Genomic DNA, 14,487 nt, shown 5'->3' with positions numbered 1-14,487 from the left:
TGCTGCGCCGTCCGTCCATCTGAAGGCTGAGGCTTACCTCTGCGGACGGGCGTTGATCTGCTCGACCGGTGGAAGCCGCCGAACGGGTTCGTCACCGATGGAGTAGACCTCCAGGCAGCACAGATAGCCCTCACCATCGACGAGCAGCACGATGCCGGCGTAGAACTCGTCGTCGCTGATGTCAGCCGACACTGGTGCACCGGACAACACCGTGGCCGGCGCTGCGGCGCGGTCCACAGCAAGGTTAACGGTCACGCAGCCGCAGTCGCACCGACCCTCGACAGTGGCGAACGGCAACTGCGCACGCAACTCGTCGCGCCCGGGGAACGGCACGGACAGCAGCCGCGCGATGACGTCCCGCTCGATGTCGCTGAGCGGGCGAGGTATGTCGCCGCCGGTCATATCGCCGCCTGATGGGGCAGGCCGGCATGGAACCGCAGCAGCCGGACCTTGTCCTCGTCGAGGATCGGGCGGGCACGTTCGATCAGCTTGTCGAGTTCGGCGGCACGATCGCGGGATGGACCGTGATAAGTCGTGGCCGCCTGCCGATTGAGCCACGAGCTGATATCCGCCCGCGCACCGACGCGCAACCGGTCGTCGGGATCATCGATCAGCCGTAGGTTGGTGGCCAGCCGCTGCCATGCGTTGGCCAAGGTCAGTAGCCGGTAGCCCGCGAACCGGACATGCGGCGCGTTGCCCGGCCTCAGTAGGGCCTCGAGCATTTCCGGGTCCAGGGCGCCGAGGTCGTGTCGCAGGGCCGCCACCACTTGGCGGGTCACCGCGCCAGACTCGTCGCGCAGCAGTGGCACGAGTTCGGCCGGCCGGGTCACACCGAGGCGACGCAATGCGCGGACCGCTTCGACCCGACCACGCGCACCTGGATGCGCCAGCCACCGTCGAACCAGGCCGGCATCCTCGACGCCGCCGGTCTCGCCCAGCCCGGCGATCGCCCCCGGCGCCGGCGGCTCCCGCCGAGCAAGCAGGCGATAGAACTCTGCCGGATCCGCTCCGCCGCGGCGGAGCCCGGCCTGAGCGATCGCCCGCACCAGCGGATGCCGATCAGGCAACGCAGCCTCAGCAGCGCCCAGATCACCGACTGCAGTCACGGCCTGCAGCGCCTCAGCCCGAACCAGCGCAGTACGGCTGACCAGTAACCCTCGCAATTGAGCCGGGTCCGTCGCGGCCTGAACGGCACTTCGGGCGCACAGGGACCGGATCGGCAGGTCATCGTCTTTCATCGCGGCCGTGATCAATCGGCTCACACTCAACAGGCCACCAGTCGTCGCGGCCTGGTACGCCGCCCGCCGGGTCCGACGATCCCGCGCCGCCAGCAACGGCTCCAAGCCGTCCAATGGCAGGTCCCGCAGGACACCTTCGACGCGCTCGGCCAACCAGGCGCCCTGACCTCGACCGCGCAGCGCGAACACCATCTCCGTGAGCTGGGTCAACGACCCCCGCGATGACGACAGCCAATCATTCACCGCCGCCCTTGCCGGCTGGCGCACCTCGGCCACCCAGTCGGCGGTCCGAAGCGTTAGCACCGCCAGCGCAGCCGGGTGCGCGTGATCAGCAAGGTGAACAACCGCCGCTTCACGGATCCGCCCGTCACGGTGGCAGCCGGCTACGACCAGGCGCAGTACCTCCACCTCACCCTCAGCCAGCTCCGCCGCAAGGCTCCGCGACCAGCGCGGCGCCGACCACCACCGCTCCCGCAGCGCTTCATCCACCGCCAACCACCACCGCGCCTCAGCGGAACCAAGCGCATCCGCAGCCGCGGCCCGCAGGCCCGGCTCACCGTCGCGGGCCACCGTCAGCAACACGACAGAGAACTCTGCGGGGCTGACGCTTCGATCGGCACCGCCTGCTCCAGCCCGCACCCACTCGATGGCCGGCAGCTCAGGCAGATAGTCAGGTTCAGGCGACTCGCTCGAGCTTGCGGACATAGCTCGCAGCCAGCGCCGCAGCACCGTGCCCAGCGACATCGCGCCCACCGACGCCCCCGTTCCCACCGCAGGTCACCATGATCGCAGCCATTCTGTCGCCCATGAGCCCACCGAGCGAACGCATTCACCCGTAGCCCCACGGCGACTCCGCAGCGGGTGGCAACCAACCGCCAGACATGGCCCAAACCAGATAAATGATCCTCGCGGTACGGAGAAGGCAGCCCACCGCCGTTGGGCCGAGACTCGCCGTCGTTGGGTGACGGCGCCCCGCCGTTGGGCTGACCGGGAGGGCGATCGGTATCCCTGTTCTCCGGATGGGTCTGCCGCGATCATTGACGGGCACGACCCCAGGGACGACCGTTGCCGTCAACGTGCGGAGCACTGGTCGATGGCGAGCCTCAGCGCAACACGCCGTCCGTGCCGTTGTCGTCCGCGCCCCATACGTCGTCGTCTTCTCTGAGCCATGTGCCGTGTTGGGACTCTTCGTTGCCGTCGTCGGCTCCACTGTTCGTCCCCGTCAAACCGCCCCGGACGCCACCGCCGGCAGCACGGGCGCCCGTACTGCCGGACCCACCCCGGCCGCCCGCGCCGACCATGCCAGGCGTCATCGCCGCACCGCCCCTGCTGGACGGACCATTGGCACCGCGCCCGGCACCACCGGTACCAGCCGCGCCACCCATCATCGGCGACATGCCGAGGCTGACCGGGCGGCCCAGGGAACCACCGCCCGGAATGGGGGCACCGGCCCCGCCCAGGCCTGCCGTGCCACCAAGACCACCGCCCCCGGCTCCCAGGCCGGTCGCGCTGGGCACGCCCCCGCCGGCACCAAACCCGGAGTTCACGCCAGTGAGGTTTCCCGTACCTGCGCCTGCGCCGGCTAAGCCGCTGCTGTACTCGCCGGCCAGAGCGCCGCCACCGAGGTCGCTGCCGACGCCCGAGGGCTTGCCGCTGCTGCTTGGGGCGTTGCCGTCGTAGCCGCCAGAGCCGGAGGAGAGGTCCGGGTGGGTACCCGAGCCGAAGCCTGCCCCGCCGGAGCCGGTGTATCCGGTTACCAGAGAAGGCTCACCACCGAGACCGCCGGTTGAAGGCCCTCCACCGAGGCTGGTCGCCTGGCCGGCACCGCCGGTGCCCGTTGGACCTTCCAGGTCCACCCCGCTCGGGCCGCTGCCTGTGCGCTTCTCCGACAGGGCGCCTCCGGGGGTCTCCCGCTCCCGGGCTGCGTAGTCGTCGCTGACCTTGTCGTAGGCTTTGCGCGCGTCCTCGGTGTTGTTGTTGAAGAATTCGCCGATCCGGTCGTTGAGCTGGCCGAGCTTCTCCATCGGCCAACTACCCGCGAAGTCGGCCCGGATGCTCGCCTCGAACAGCCCCGTCTCGATGACTATGGCACCGTTGCGGGCCGCCGCCAGGTCGCCCACGCACCCCTGTGGGACCGGCATCGCGTTCTGCGCACGCTCCAGATCCTGCGCGGCGGTTTGCAGGACGGTCACGATGCTGTGCTGACCGCTGCCCGACTCCCGGGCACCATCCACAATCGTCTCGGCCTGCTTGGTCAGCGCTTCCATGTGCATGCGGAACGCGTCGTACGCCGGGCCCTTCCAGCTCTCGCCGAGGTCGTGGATGTCGGCGCCCACCAGCCGTTTGACCTCCTCGACGTTGCCCAGCAGCGCCTGCCAGCCCAACGCGGCGCTGGTGATGTCGGCCGGCCGGCCTGCGACCAGCACCTGCCGCGCCATGTCCTCCCAGCTCGGAGCGCTCACGTCAAACTCCTTCCGCGCTACTGCCCGGAGCGGGGCCGCCGGCCCTCAGGGCTCGCTGCATCTCCTGCGCTGACATCTTGTTCGCGTCCTCGGCGGTGTCGTACTTACGCTTGACCTCGCGCAGCGCATCGGCCGCCCGGTACAGGTCGTTGGAGAGATTCGTCAGCGACTCCGAGGTCGTCCTGTGTAAACCATGGTGAGCGGCGGCCAGGCTCAGCCCTTTGGGAAAACCGCCCAGCGCGCCGCCCGGGTCAGCCAGGGCCGCTTCGCCGCCGAGTAGGTCCTTGATCTCCTCCATGTCGACGGCGAGCCGGCGCAGGTAGCTTGCGTGCCGCTCGATGTTGTCGGCGGCCGCCTCTAGGCGGTCCGCCTCCCACTCGGTGACGTCGCGCTGACCGGGCCCGCCCACGAGCTGCGACGGCGCCGATCCTGCGCCGGCGCGGACGTCATCCTGACGGAACCCCACGGCCGGCCCGTGCGCAGCCACCGTGGCAATGGGCCGCAACGGGCTGCCCGCTGGCATCGCGTCGGCGACGCCGGGCGGCACCCGCGTCCAGCCCTCCACCTGTGGTGGGCTGTTGCCCTCGTCGCTCATCTCCGTCCTCCCCGTTGATCGGTCGGTGGTGTGTCAGCGCTGGTGCGGGCCGCCCAAGCCCTGGGGCGGTGCGGTCCCGGGCTGCGCCGATCCGCCGGGCTGCCCCGGTAGCGAAGTGGGCGGAGGGAATGGGGGTACGGGCTGCGGCCTGGTCTGACGTGGATGAGGATGCTGCGCAGCATCTGACCGCGGGGGCGGCGTACCTCCCGGCGGGCCGTAGCCGGGCGGCGGGACGGCCGGGTGCCCGTACCCGGGCGGCGGGAACCCCGGACCACCCACCAGCGCTCTGCCCGGTTCGGGTCCGACCGGCGGCGCGGTACGGCGGCGCCGGCGGCGGGCGACGACTACGGCCAGCACCACCGCGGCGATGACGACGGCCAGGCACAGCACGCCCGCGACCATGAGGCCGGTCTTGTTCTTGACCTTGATGGCGACAGCCGGCCGTTCGGTCTGCCCGGCGCTGGGGGAGGTCGTCGCTCCATCAGGCTGCGCGCCGGCCGCCAGCAGCGGGTTGCCGTCTACGGCTGGCACCGGCCGCTGCAGCGCGGCAAGCGCGTCCACGGCGCCGAAGCCGAACTCCGGATCCCGACCCGGCACCCCCGCGTCCCGGGCCGTCCGGATCAGGCGATTGATCACGTTCGCCGCGTCCAGGTCCGGGTAGCGTGACCGCACCAGCGCGACCACCCCGGCCATGATGGCGGTCGCCTGACTAGTGCCCGATGCAACCGCGTAGCCGTTGTCCTGCACCGCCGTCGGCACGGGAGCGATGATGTCGTCGCCCGGGGCCGCGAGGACCACCTCAGGGCCGGCGACCGAGGCGCGGGCGAGGCCTCCCGATCGGGTTGTCGCGTTCACCGCGATCACACCAGGCGCGTTCGCCGGGGAGTCGACCGTCCGACCGCCCGCGCCGGTCGCCGCGACGAGCACGACGTTCTTGCTCAGGGCGTACTGGACCGCCTCGACGATCCGGATGCTGGCGGGCTGCGCGAAGCCGATGGACAGGCTGATCACGTCAGCTCCGGCGTCGGTGGCCCAACGGATGCCCCGCGCCACCTCACCGTCGTAGCCGTTGCCCTCGCTACCGCTCAGCGCGATCGGCAGGACCTTCGCCTCCGGCGCGACCCCCAGCTGCCGGTTCCGGTCGCCGCCCCGCCCGACGATCAGGCCGGCCATCGACGTGCCATGGCCCGCCTCCTTGTCCCGGTCGACCCAGCCTTGCGGCGACCCCGCCGGGGCAGCACCGGGGCGGCCGGCCAGTTGGCCGGCGAGCGCCGGGTGCGTGGCGTCGACGCCGCTGTCGATGACGGCGATCGTCACCCCACGCCCCTTGGTGATCTCGTGGGCCTGCGGGATCTGCAGCGCGTCGAGATACCACTGCAGGCCGCGTACCGTGTCGGCCGCCGACGCTGGAGCTGGCACGCCCACCACCCCGGACCCGACCAACGCGCCGATCATCGACACGGCGACGGCGATCTTCAGCACCGATCGGCGACCCTTACCCGTACGCACGGCACTCCCCGAACCTCGACGACTCGCTACGCGTGCGGCTTCGGTCCGGCTCGAGCCGGACCGAAGCCGCACGTCTGATTTTCTCAGCCCCGCACCTTGGTTGGCGTTGCTCATCTCGGTGGAGACGTTCTTTGCATGGGCAGCGCCGACGGCGCCGCCGATCTCGTTCAGGATCTTGCCGACGTCCCGGACGGCGGTGTAGTCGCTGCTCCGACCTCGAACACCACGTTCACGCCCTTCCGTCTCTTGTGGCGGCGGATCCGCGACGCGAACCTCCACCGCATGGCCGCAACCAACCCGGCCGCAGCGCAGGTGAGACGCTAGCGCAACGCGTCAAGATCCCGCCACCCTGTGTGACCAGCTGAGCCGGCGCCGCACCTCGTGCAGGTAATCCGACGGTTGCCATCCACGCCAGACTCGTCGGCAACCCGCCGCGGCAGTCCGCCATCACCGCCGGACCGGAGGTTGGCCAACCGTTGGCCAACGGTTGGGTCGCCGTTGGGTGGCCAACGTAGTGCTTCCCCAGCAAACCCGCCGGCACGACCGCTCTTGGTGGTCGTGAGCACGGGCCAGCCGGTGTGGAAGCCACCCACCGATGACCAGATCCTCCGCGACACCCGAGAACCCCAGCGGGCCGAAACCACCGTCCCGAGACGGCAGACCCGACCCATACGCCGACAGCTCCACCTTCGGCCACCACCGCGACTTCCTTCACGTCGACGTCATCGTCGGTGGCTCGCCGATCTGGATCTCGGTATGGCGCAGCGGCGCCCTTGGCGAGATCAGCGAGTCCACCTTTCGTCGCCTGCTGGCGCGTCGAATCATCGCCATTTACAGCCGGCGCGGCGCGACCGTGGTCGACTTCGACGGCGACCCGACCGTTCGCGACGAGAGCATTGCCGCGGCCCGCACCTACCGCTCGGTCACCCATGCTGCGGACCTGGCCGGTCTCGACACCGTGGAGCAGGTCGACCTGGTCGTACTGCGCTGGCCGCGACCCCAGCCGCTCGCGCGACCCAGGCCGGTCGACGGTGCGGTGGCCGATCTCTTCCGTGCCCTCCGGCTGGTTATCACCCCGGACGGCTTCGCGGTCCTCATCGTCGAGCAGCGTTCAGCCCAACCGGCGCCCACCGAGGTCGTTCACCTGGCCGGCCTTGTCCCCGAGGCGCACGTCGGTGGGATGAACTACCTCCAGCACGTCCTCGCGATCACCGCACCGGTAGGTCTCACTGCGGACAGCGCGGACGCCGCACGGTCGGCGGCCAGTCGGCACGGCTCGCCGACTGCCCTGCACCTGTTGGTCTTCGTCGTGCGAGCAGGCCACCGTGACTGACCAGCCGGAGACTGCCGCCCACTATCGTCCGTCGCGTCGCCGCCCAGCCCGTCCGCGGGTACGGCCGATCAGCTACCGGCAGGCGTGCGCCTACATCAGCGCCCACCACCAGCAACTCGAACGACCGCAGGGACACACGTTTTCCCTCGGACTGACCAACCACGCCGGCAACCTGATCGGTGTCGCGATGGTCGGCCGTCCCGACGCCCGCCACCACGACGACGGCCTGACCGCCGAGGTCACCCGCCTGGCGACCGGCGGGCCACGCAACGCGTGCTCGGTCCTGCTTGCCGCCGCGTGGCGAGTCGCCCGGCGCATGGGCTACCAGCGCATGATCACCTACACCCGCACCGACAGGCCCACCGCTGGCCTTCGGGCCGCGGGTTGGAAGGTCATCACCGAAACCCCTCCCACACGCGGGCGGAATCGGCTCAGCCGGCACCGCGCGCCGCGCGGCACCGGCGACGCGACCCGCACTCACTGGCAGGTCGCCACTGAGGACTGGCGCACCCGAACCGAAGCCCCTAACCGCGTCCCCCGGCGGGCCAGAGATGGACAGGGCCCACGGTGACCGGCCACACCGCAGCCGTGCACGCACCGGCGGATCGGTTGCTCCGCCACCGCGACGGGCCCATCGGCACCCTGCGGCCGGTCCTCGACGAATGCTCGACCTGGAGCGTCACCCCATGCCAATAGATGCAGGAAAGATGCTTGCTGGTCTGCCCGCTCCGTGGCGCGGTTTCCTGGAGGACTGGCATCGGTCATTGCGGTCCGGGAACTATCCGGAGACGACCCGCTACAACTATCTGCTCGCCGCGGCACAACTGGCCCGCTACCTGCAGGATCGCGCGAAATCGGCACCTGACACGTCGGAGGCAGCACACGATCCCACTGCCGTGGCCCGGGCACACGTGGAGGAGTTCCAGGCGTGGATGGTGGAGACACGCTCACCCGCAACCGCCCTGAACAAGCACAAAGCTCTGCAGCAGTTCTTCAAATGGCTCGCGCTCGACGAGGAGGAGATCGATCGGTCGCCGATGGAGCGGGTTCGGCAGCCCAAGACGCCGCAGAAGTTGATCCCGATCATGCGTGACGACGACACGCGACGCATCCTGGAGACGTGTCGCGGCAGGGCGTTCGTCGACCGTCGAGACGAGGCGATCATCCGCCTGCTGTACAACACGGGAGCGCGGCTGTCCGAAGTCGCCAACCTTCATGTTGACGACATCAGCCTCGCCGACACGGACACTGTCCGCTACCACGGCAAGGGCGCCAAGGACCGCCGGGTACGGCTGGGACCCAAGACCGCTCGCGCCATGAGCCGCTACCTCCGAATACGGGCCCAGCACAAAGGATCACTCCTTGCCGAACTTTGGCTGGCAGATCGAGGCATACGGGCACTTGCCGCCAACGGCATCAAGCTCATGCTCAAACGTCGCGGCCGCCGCGCCGGCGTCGTGAACGTCCACGCCCACCGCTGGCGGCACAACTTCGCCCACGAGTGGAAGCGCGCTGGCGGCGACACGGGCGATCTGATGCTGCTGCTCGGTTGGACCTCAGACGACATGCCCCGGCACTACGGCGCCAGCGCTGCCGCCGAGCGTGCCCAGGAGAGTCAGTCCCGTGTCGGGATCGGTGAACGTGTCTGAACCCGAAGAACGGAGAGCTAGGTCGACCGGGCTGACACCGGAGCAGCGTCGACGCCGGGCACGCATAGCCGCCCACACATCCTGGGCCAGAACAACCGACCGCCGCGCTCGCACGGCAGCGGGGACGCAGGGCTTCCTCGATCGCTTCGAACGACAGGTCGACCCCGACGGCCTACTCGATGCAGATGTACGCGCGGAAATGGCACGACACGCCAGGAAGGCGTACATGTTGCAGCTGGCGGAACTGTCCCGAAAGTGCCGCCGTCGGCGTACCGGAGGTTCACAGCCCTGACTCGAATCCGGCTCCGCCGCTCAACGACGTCGAGAACACGGTCCGCTGGGTCCGGGAGGTCACCTACGAGAGAAGACGGTCCTCAGATCCGCACCGCCCAGGTCGTAGCCACTCTGCGCAAGCCTTCATCGGCGCACTCCGCCACCGCCGGCAGCACCGACATGGCCGGCGCAACCTGTCGACGGCAGGTACCAGATTCAGTCGCCGAGCAGCACCAAGTCTGCCCGTTTTGTCCTGGCTGCGACGCTAGAGGGCCCCGGTTACGTTGACGTGACGGACACGCGCCACGCACAGCAGGGGTGATGGGGTGCCACGGCTATTTCGCGGATCCGGTTCAGTGGTAGCGGGCAGCTCTCGTCTAAACGCTCTTGTCTTTGCCCGTTGGTGTTGTCGACGGCTCGGCGTAACCCACGTTCAGCCAAGCTTCCGCAGTGATCGGTGAGCCGTAGCCCGAGCAGGGTTCTGGTGGCGTGAACATCGCTAGCCGCCGTTCGGTGCGGACGTCTGCCACGGTGGCACCGGGAGGCAGGCTGTCGAACGGTGGAACATCACGGATCTGCTCCTTGACGTCAGTGGAGGCGAAAAAAGCCGTCACGACCGCGTCGAGGACCCGCTCTGCCAACTCGTCGGATGTAACGTCTCCCGCATCTCGGGCAGCAGCCACGGCGGCCGCTCGCATGGGCGCCAGTACTGCGTCAGGAAGCACGGGCTCTCGTACCCTCATGGTTTCCCCAATCATCAGAGACGGTGGTCAGAGTATCGCCGGCCGCCTCGTACATGGGTGTTCAACACCTGCGGTGCTGCGCCACGCTCTCATGCGGATGCCAGGACGCGCCCGCGTGCTCCGTGCGCGCTGCTGCCCGGGACGGTTCCGGCGATCCAGTCCGCAGTGCAGCGGGGGGCTTGAGTTGCGCAATCCTGCTGAGGTGGCGAGTGGACGTTGTTCCGGTAGCCGTTGAAAACGGCGGCTTGATAAGCGAGAGCGGTTGCTCCGTTGTGCGCCATGCGCTCCTAGTGCTGTGTGTCTGAAGTGATTTGACGGTAGTGGTGGGTGACAATGAGGCATGGCTGTCGCTGCTCCGTTGGTACTTCGCCCCGGTGATGGCGTCCGTCTGCGGGAGTTGACGCGTTCGTCTGCTGCGCCGGCCGGGCATGTGCAGCGGGCTCGGATGATGTTGCTGGCTGCCGAGGGCCTGCCGAACGCGGAGATCGGCCGGCGGGTGGGAATGACGCGGCAGACGGTGATCGCCTGGCGAACTCGGTATGAGGCCGGTGGGATCGCCGCGCTGGCTGACCTACCACGCTCGGGTCGGCCGGGGCGGATCGATGAGGCGGCGGTGGTCGTTTCGACGCTGAACCCGCCGCCGTCGGACTTGGCGGTGACGCACTGGTCGGCGCGGCTGCTCGCGGAGCAGCTGAGCAGGGCTGGGATGCCGGTCAGCTTCGCCGAGGTAGCCCGGATCTGGCGGGCCTGGGGTCTGCCAGCGCATCGCGTGTAGACGTTCAAGTTCTCCACGGACCCGCAGCTGGAAGCCAAGATTCGTGACGTGGTGGGCCTGTATCTGGATCCGCCGGCGAACGCGGTTGTGGTGTGTGTGGACGAGAAGTCGCAGATTCAAGCGCTGGATCGGACCGCGCCGCTGCTGCCGATGCGCTTCGACGCCGCCGAGCGCCGCACCCATGACTACCGACGGCACGGCACCATCACGCTGTTCGCCGCCCTGGAGGTTGCCACCGGGAAGATCACCGCGGACGCCTGCTACGACCGTCATTCCAACGCTGAGTTCCTGGCCTTCCTCAAGCAGGTCGCCAGGGCCCACCCCGGCGTGAAGCTGCACGTGGTGGCGGACAACTCCGCCACCCACAACCACCCGAACGTCAGGGCCTGGCTGGCCAAGCATCCGCGGATCACCATGCACTTCACCCCGACCAGCGCGTCCTGGATGAACATGGTCGAGGTTTTCTTCGGGATCACCAGTCGGCAGGAGATCCGGCGCGGCAGCTTCACCAGCGTCAGCGACCTGATCGGGGCGATCCGCGCGTTCATCGACGGCTACAACGAGCGCTGCCAGCCGTTCCGCTGGACCAAGACCGCCGACCAGGTCCTCGCCAAGGCCATACGCGAGTAGTCAGAACGCTTGACCAGCGACACCGCTGTAGCCGCTCAACCCGTACCGCCCGGCCAGATCGAAGATACCGTCAAACCGGTCAAGCATGCCTACCGGCAAGGTGAGCAGGACGTACTTTGCGCCATCTTCGGGCACCTCAAGCAAGTCGTCTTCCGTTGGCTCGAGCACGTCCACCAGGTCGGGCCACCGCGACAACAACTCGCCGCGGAACCAGGAGACGTCGGAGTGCGGCTCAAGCGCCTCGGTGCCCCCGTCAGCCAAGCCGTCGAAGATCCCGCTGGGGTCGCCCCGGCCAACCTTCCAGAACGCGAAGTCACTACTCACGACGACGATGCTAACCGGCAAAGGAAATCAGACACGCGACACTAGATCCGGACGTCGCGCCTGGCGGGTTCGAGTCTTCCACATTGGGCCTGTCATCCTGCCGGGGTGGAGGAGTGGGCGTACGACGGCATGACCTACCAGATCAACTCGATGTACCTCCTGACGGAGGACGCGTGGACCTACGAGCTGATCGGGCCACGCGCAACGTCCGACGTGGTCGGCGCGGTCGCTGTGGTAATACCAGATGTGACGCCCGACGGCGAGCAGTTCACGCCGGCGGACGCCACCCACGCCTACGTGGCCGCCACTGAGAGGCCACTGCCCTGGCCGGTGTTGCTGCACTTCGTTCGCTTCGTTGAGTCATCCGGCGACATCGTGTCCGGCGCGCCGAACGCGGCCGTGGCCGGTGATCTCTCTTTGTCCTTGAACTTGTGGCGCTTCGCGAGTCGAGTTTTCGAGGTCACGTCCCACCATGACGGCGAGCACGACGGTTGGTGCTACGAGCTCTACGAGGTCAACCCGACGAACACCTCAAACGACTACATCTATATACGCATCCCCGATCTCCAACCGTCTGGCGGACCGTTTGTACCCGCCCTCGCACGACAGGTCACCGTCGCCGGGCACGGCAACTCGAAGCTTCCCTGGCCGGTTTTCCGCCACTTCCTCGATGCCGTCTTCGCCAGTGGCCACGTGGTCGACGATCAGGAAGGTTGACGGCCCGACCAGTCGGCGGTACGCGCGGACAGCGGCAGATCCGCGCGTTCCTCACCGTCACCTTGCCGACCCCTTCGGGCCGTTGGTGGTCTCCGAGTGCTCGGCGAGGCTGCGTTGCACTGTTCTGCTCTGCTGGAGCTGACGGCAATCTTTCGCCGGAAGTGTCGCAGGCGCCGTTTAGCGTCGTGCGCGTTGACGGGCGCCGGAAGGGCGGGGCATGGCGGGCTGGGATGGAATGCCGTTGTGGGGCGGAGGCGAGGATGAGGTACGGGCTCGTCTGGCGGCGGGAGCCGACCCCTGCATGCCACTCGGGCATGACTCGGCCCTGCACGTCGCGGCGGAGCACTGGCCGCCCGCAGTCGTGGCGGCGATGGCCGCGGCAGCAACCGATATTGATGTCCTGTCCGACGGCCGGTCCCCGTTGTGGTTGGCCGTACACTCGCGGCGGCACGACAACGCCCGGGTGCTAGCAGCCGCTGGCGCGGATCCATGGCAGCCGATGATGGCCGGTTGGTCACCCGGTCGGCTAAGCCTCGCAGGCCCCGAACCCGACCTATTCGGCGCCGCCCCTGCCGGTGTCGAGCTGAGCCCAGCCGAGCGAGAAGCCGTCGCGTTGGCCGGCGAGCTGGGCGAACGTCTGCAGGTCGACCACTACGACGGGACCGGGCTTCTCTGCGTCGCCGGGATCGACGCAATCGAGGCGATCCGCCGGCTCGACGGCACCCCGATGAGCGACGACGAACTTCTCGCCCACTACGACATCGACATCGACGAGGAGCCCGAAGCAGGCGACGAGAACGACTGGGGCTGGCTTTCGGAGATGGACGATCTGCTACTCGTCGGCGTGACCGATGTGCCTGGCGGCTGCGTGATCACCCAGCCGTGGGGATACCAGCCTCAGACACCCCTGATCGGTCGGCTGCTATCCGCCGGCACCGTCGCCTACGGCCTCTATGCGAACCCGAAAAGCGGCAACCAGGGCAGCATCCACCGTGATGGCGAGACGATCGGCTGGGACCTGCACCCTGGCGGTGCCGCGTGGAGCACAGACACCAGCCAGATGATCCTGCTCAGCTACCTCTACCGGCTGCAGGCCCCGGCATACGCGTGCGCGTTCGTAGGCCTGCGTCCTGTCGGCGCCCGATGCATCACCGGCCCCGCCAACCAATGGGTCCTACTGCCCGACCGGGACTACTGGGCCCGCGAAACAGTGTGACGACGTCCGGAATGATGAGGCACTGCCTTGCCAGGTCCCTCGGCGAAAACGCCCAGATAAGAGAGGTGATGGAAGCCGTCGTCAACTACGCCGCTGACGGTAGCGCCGGCGAAAATTGCAAGGCCACGGTGCCCCGATCAGCCGTCCGCATGTCGCAAGATCGAGTGCACTCACATCGGCTATGACAGCGCGCGGCGCCAGGCGCTACCAACGCGCGACAGCGGCAGATGAGGACAGTGCAGAGCGAGCGCTCCGCCAGCTAGAGGGCGGAGATGGAGGTGGGAGCTCGTTCTTGCCGAGCTAGCGCGCGTATCACGTTCAGGGAACCGTGTCGCCAGGCCGCGAGGCTGCTCAGCAGCTGGATTGTCGCTTCAGTCGCTGTCTGCGGCATCGGTGGCGTCGGCAAGCCGAGGCTGACTGCCAGGTCGTCGGTGTGCACGACCAGCTCCATGACCCGGGTCAGCAGGAAGTCGTCGACCTTTAGGCCCCAGTCGCCGAGGTCCACGATGCGGTCGGGCGGTTGCGCTGTCACCGTGGCACCCAGGTCGGTCAATGCCGCATCGACCGCGTCCGCCAGCTCCCTGGGGGTCGTCGCTGCAGCTGTCTGCTCGCTGCGCCGCCGGATGTCGATGTTGTCGGCACTGTCTACACCTGAAGTCACCCAGGCGTTGCCGGTGAAGTGCTCCAGCACCGGGATCGCCAATTTTCCTGGTGGCGCGGCGAGGTACGTCACGGTCTGGGTGACCTGGTTGGCCAGGTGGCGGGCGAGGCCGCCGGTGGAGAAGTCCGGCAGTGCGCTGGGCGAGGACCATTGCTCGGCCAGTATCGGACTGCGCAACAGGGCCGTGGCGGTCTCGGCAGAGTCCAGGAACGCGGGTCGGATCATCGAGTGCACGATATGCGCGCACAGGAACCCATGTCATCCCCCGCACGCGCCAGCGAGGAGCGGCTCCCCGTTGCGAGTGGGTGATCATCGGCAGATCCGAACGCCGAGCCGCGCGTCGCTGGCAGGCCTTCCGTTAC

Annotated in this window: 14 protein-coding genes and 1 pseudogene; 7 read left to right on the top strand and 8 right to left on the bottom strand. The window is 68.5% G+C overall.

The genetic code is table 11. The features are described 5' to 3' along the window. Positions 1 to 33: 33 nt before the first annotated feature. From ACFYP0_RS14475 to ACFYP0_RS14455, 5 genes are all read right to left on the bottom strand, one after another. The gene (locus tag ACFYP0_RS14475; protein ID WP_386996113.1) at positions 34 to 402 is read right to left on the bottom strand and encodes a hypothetical protein; all 369 of its coding nucleotides are present in this window, start codon (positions 400 to 402) and stop codon (positions 34 to 36) included. Beyond that, the gene (locus ACFYP0_RS14470; RefSeq protein ID WP_386996111.1) at positions 399 to 1,982 is read right to left on the bottom strand and encodes a hypothetical protein; all 1,584 of its coding nucleotides are present in this window, start codon (positions 1,980 to 1,982) and stop codon (positions 399 to 401) included. Before ACFYP0_RS14470 ends, ACFYP0_RS14475 begins: the two co-directional genes overlap by 4 nt. A gap of 359 nt (positions 1,983 to 2,341) precedes the next feature. Beyond that, entirely contained in the window at positions 2,342 to 3,700 is a 1,359-nt protein-coding gene (locus ACFYP0_RS14465) for a WXG100 family type VII secretion target (protein ID WP_386996108.1), read from the bottom strand. Position 3,701: 1 nt separating this feature from the next. Then, the gene (locus ACFYP0_RS14460) at positions 3,702 to 4,295 is read right to left on the bottom strand and encodes a hypothetical protein (RefSeq protein ID WP_386996106.1); all 594 of its coding nucleotides are present in this window, start codon (positions 4,293 to 4,295) and stop codon (positions 3,702 to 3,704) included. A gap of 33 nt (positions 4,296 to 4,328) precedes the next feature. After that, positions 4,329 to 5,777, bottom strand: a complete 1,449-nt coding sequence (locus ACFYP0_RS14455; RefSeq protein ID WP_386996103.1) for a S8 family serine peptidase — start codon at positions 5,775 to 5,777, stop codon at positions 4,329 to 4,331. Positions 5,778 to 5,939: 162 nt separating this feature from the next. Here ACFYP0_RS14455 and ACFYP0_RS14450 point away from each other — a divergent pair, with 162 nt between their 5' ends. The 4 genes from ACFYP0_RS14450 (at position 5,940) to ACFYP0_RS14435 (ending at position 8,786) form a co-directional block, all read left to right on the top strand. Next, positions 5,940 to 6,128, top strand: coding sequence for a hypothetical protein (locus tag ACFYP0_RS14450; protein ID WP_386996100.1), 189 nt, complete (start codon positions 5,940 to 5,942; stop codon positions 6,126 to 6,128). A gap of 271 nt (positions 6,129 to 6,399) precedes the next feature. Beyond that, entirely contained in the window at positions 6,400 to 7,137 is a 738-nt protein-coding gene (locus ACFYP0_RS14445) for a hypothetical protein (RefSeq protein ID WP_386996098.1), read from the top strand. Further along, positions 7,130 to 7,708, top strand: a complete 579-nt coding sequence (locus ACFYP0_RS14440; protein ID WP_386996095.1) for an XF1762 family protein — start codon at positions 7,130 to 7,132, stop codon at positions 7,706 to 7,708. The genes ACFYP0_RS14445 and ACFYP0_RS14440 overlap by 8 nt, the downstream gene beginning before the upstream one ends. A 91-nt stretch (positions 7,709 to 7,799) precedes the next feature. Then, positions 7,800 to 8,786 (top strand): tyrosine-type recombinase/integrase, encoded by a 987-nt coding sequence (locus ACFYP0_RS14435; RefSeq protein WP_386996093.1) that lies wholly within the window; start codon positions 7,800 to 7,802, stop codon positions 8,784 to 8,786. A gap of 650 nt (positions 8,787 to 9,436) precedes the next feature. Here ACFYP0_RS14435 and ACFYP0_RS14430 read toward each other — a convergent pair. Next, complete coding sequence (locus ACFYP0_RS14430) at positions 9,437 to 9,784, bottom strand: hypothetical protein (RefSeq protein ID WP_386996091.1); 348 nt, start codon at positions 9,782 to 9,784, stop codon at positions 9,437 to 9,439. A gap of 358 nt (positions 9,785 to 10,142) precedes the next feature. Between ACFYP0_RS14430 and ACFYP0_RS14425 the strand changes: the two are divergent. After that, positions 10,143 to 11,207 (top strand): annotated as a pseudogene (locus tag ACFYP0_RS14425) (IS630 family transposase). Here ACFYP0_RS14425 and ACFYP0_RS14420 read toward each other — a convergent pair. Continuing rightward, complete coding sequence (locus ACFYP0_RS14420) at positions 11,208 to 11,531, bottom strand: hypothetical protein (protein ID WP_386996089.1); 324 nt, start codon at positions 11,529 to 11,531, stop codon at positions 11,208 to 11,210. A gap of 105 nt (positions 11,532 to 11,636) precedes the next feature. Between ACFYP0_RS14420 and ACFYP0_RS14415 the strand changes: the two genes are divergently transcribed. Both ACFYP0_RS14415 and ACFYP0_RS14410 read left to right on the top strand, forming a co-directional pair. After that, positions 11,637 to 12,248: a hypothetical protein gene (locus ACFYP0_RS14415; RefSeq protein ID WP_386996087.1), complete on the top strand. Its 612-nt coding sequence runs from the start codon at positions 11,637 to 11,639 to the stop codon at positions 12,246 to 12,248. A 301-nt stretch (positions 12,249 to 12,549) separates the two neighbouring features. After that, positions 12,550 to 13,464: a hypothetical protein gene (locus ACFYP0_RS14410; protein WP_386996085.1), complete on the top strand. Its 915-nt coding sequence runs from the start codon at positions 12,550 to 12,552 to the stop codon at positions 13,462 to 13,464. Between the two features lie 259 nt (positions 13,465 to 13,723). Here the strand turns inward: ACFYP0_RS14410 and ACFYP0_RS14405 are convergent, their stop codons facing one another. Then, positions 13,724 to 14,350, bottom strand: a complete 627-nt coding sequence (locus ACFYP0_RS14405; protein ID WP_386996082.1) for a maleylpyruvate isomerase N-terminal domain-containing protein — start codon at positions 14,348 to 14,350, stop codon at positions 13,724 to 13,726. Positions 14,351 to 14,487: the final 137 nt, after the last annotated feature.

This window comes from Micromonospora arida (genome assembly GCF_042873195.1).
GTDB classification, from domain to species: Bacteria; Actinomycetota; Actinomycetes; order Mycobacteriales; family Micromonosporaceae; genus Micromonospora; species Micromonospora arida.
Note: the sequence above shows the minus strand (reverse complement) of the source record. Positions and strands in the feature narration are given on the sequence as shown.

Excerpts from the sequence above, each read along its gene's own strand:
- ACFYP0_RS14470 (WP_386996111.1), bottom strand. The coding sequence starts at position 1,982 with ATGTCGCTGGGCACGGTGCTGCGGCGCTGGCTGCGAGCTATGTCCGCA.
- ACFYP0_RS14435 (WP_386996093.1), top strand. The coding sequence starts at position 7,800 with ATGCTCGACCTGGAGCGTCACCCCATGCCAATAGATGCAGGAAAGATG.
- ACFYP0_RS14475 (WP_386996113.1), bottom strand. The coding sequence starts at position 402 with ATGACCGGCGGCGACATACCTCGCCCGCTCAGCGACATCGAGCGGGAC.
- ACFYP0_RS14405 (WP_386996082.1), bottom strand. The coding sequence starts at position 14,350 with ATGATCCGACCCGCGTTCCTGGACTCTGCCGAGACCGCCACGGCCCTG.
- ACFYP0_RS14450 (WP_386996100.1), top strand. The coding sequence starts at position 5,940 with ATGGGCAGCGCCGACGGCGCCGCCGATCTCGTTCAGGATCTTGCCGAC.
- ACFYP0_RS14445 (WP_386996098.1), top strand. The coding sequence starts at position 6,400 with ATGACCAGATCCTCCGCGACACCCGAGAACCCCAGCGGGCCGAAACCA.
- ACFYP0_RS14460 (WP_386996106.1), bottom strand. The coding sequence starts at position 4,295 with ATGAGCGACGAGGGCAACAGCCCACCACAGGTGGAGGGCTGGACGCGG.
- ACFYP0_RS14410 (WP_386996085.1), top strand. The coding sequence starts at position 12,550 with ATGCCACTCGGGCATGACTCGGCCCTGCACGTCGCGGCGGAGCACTGG.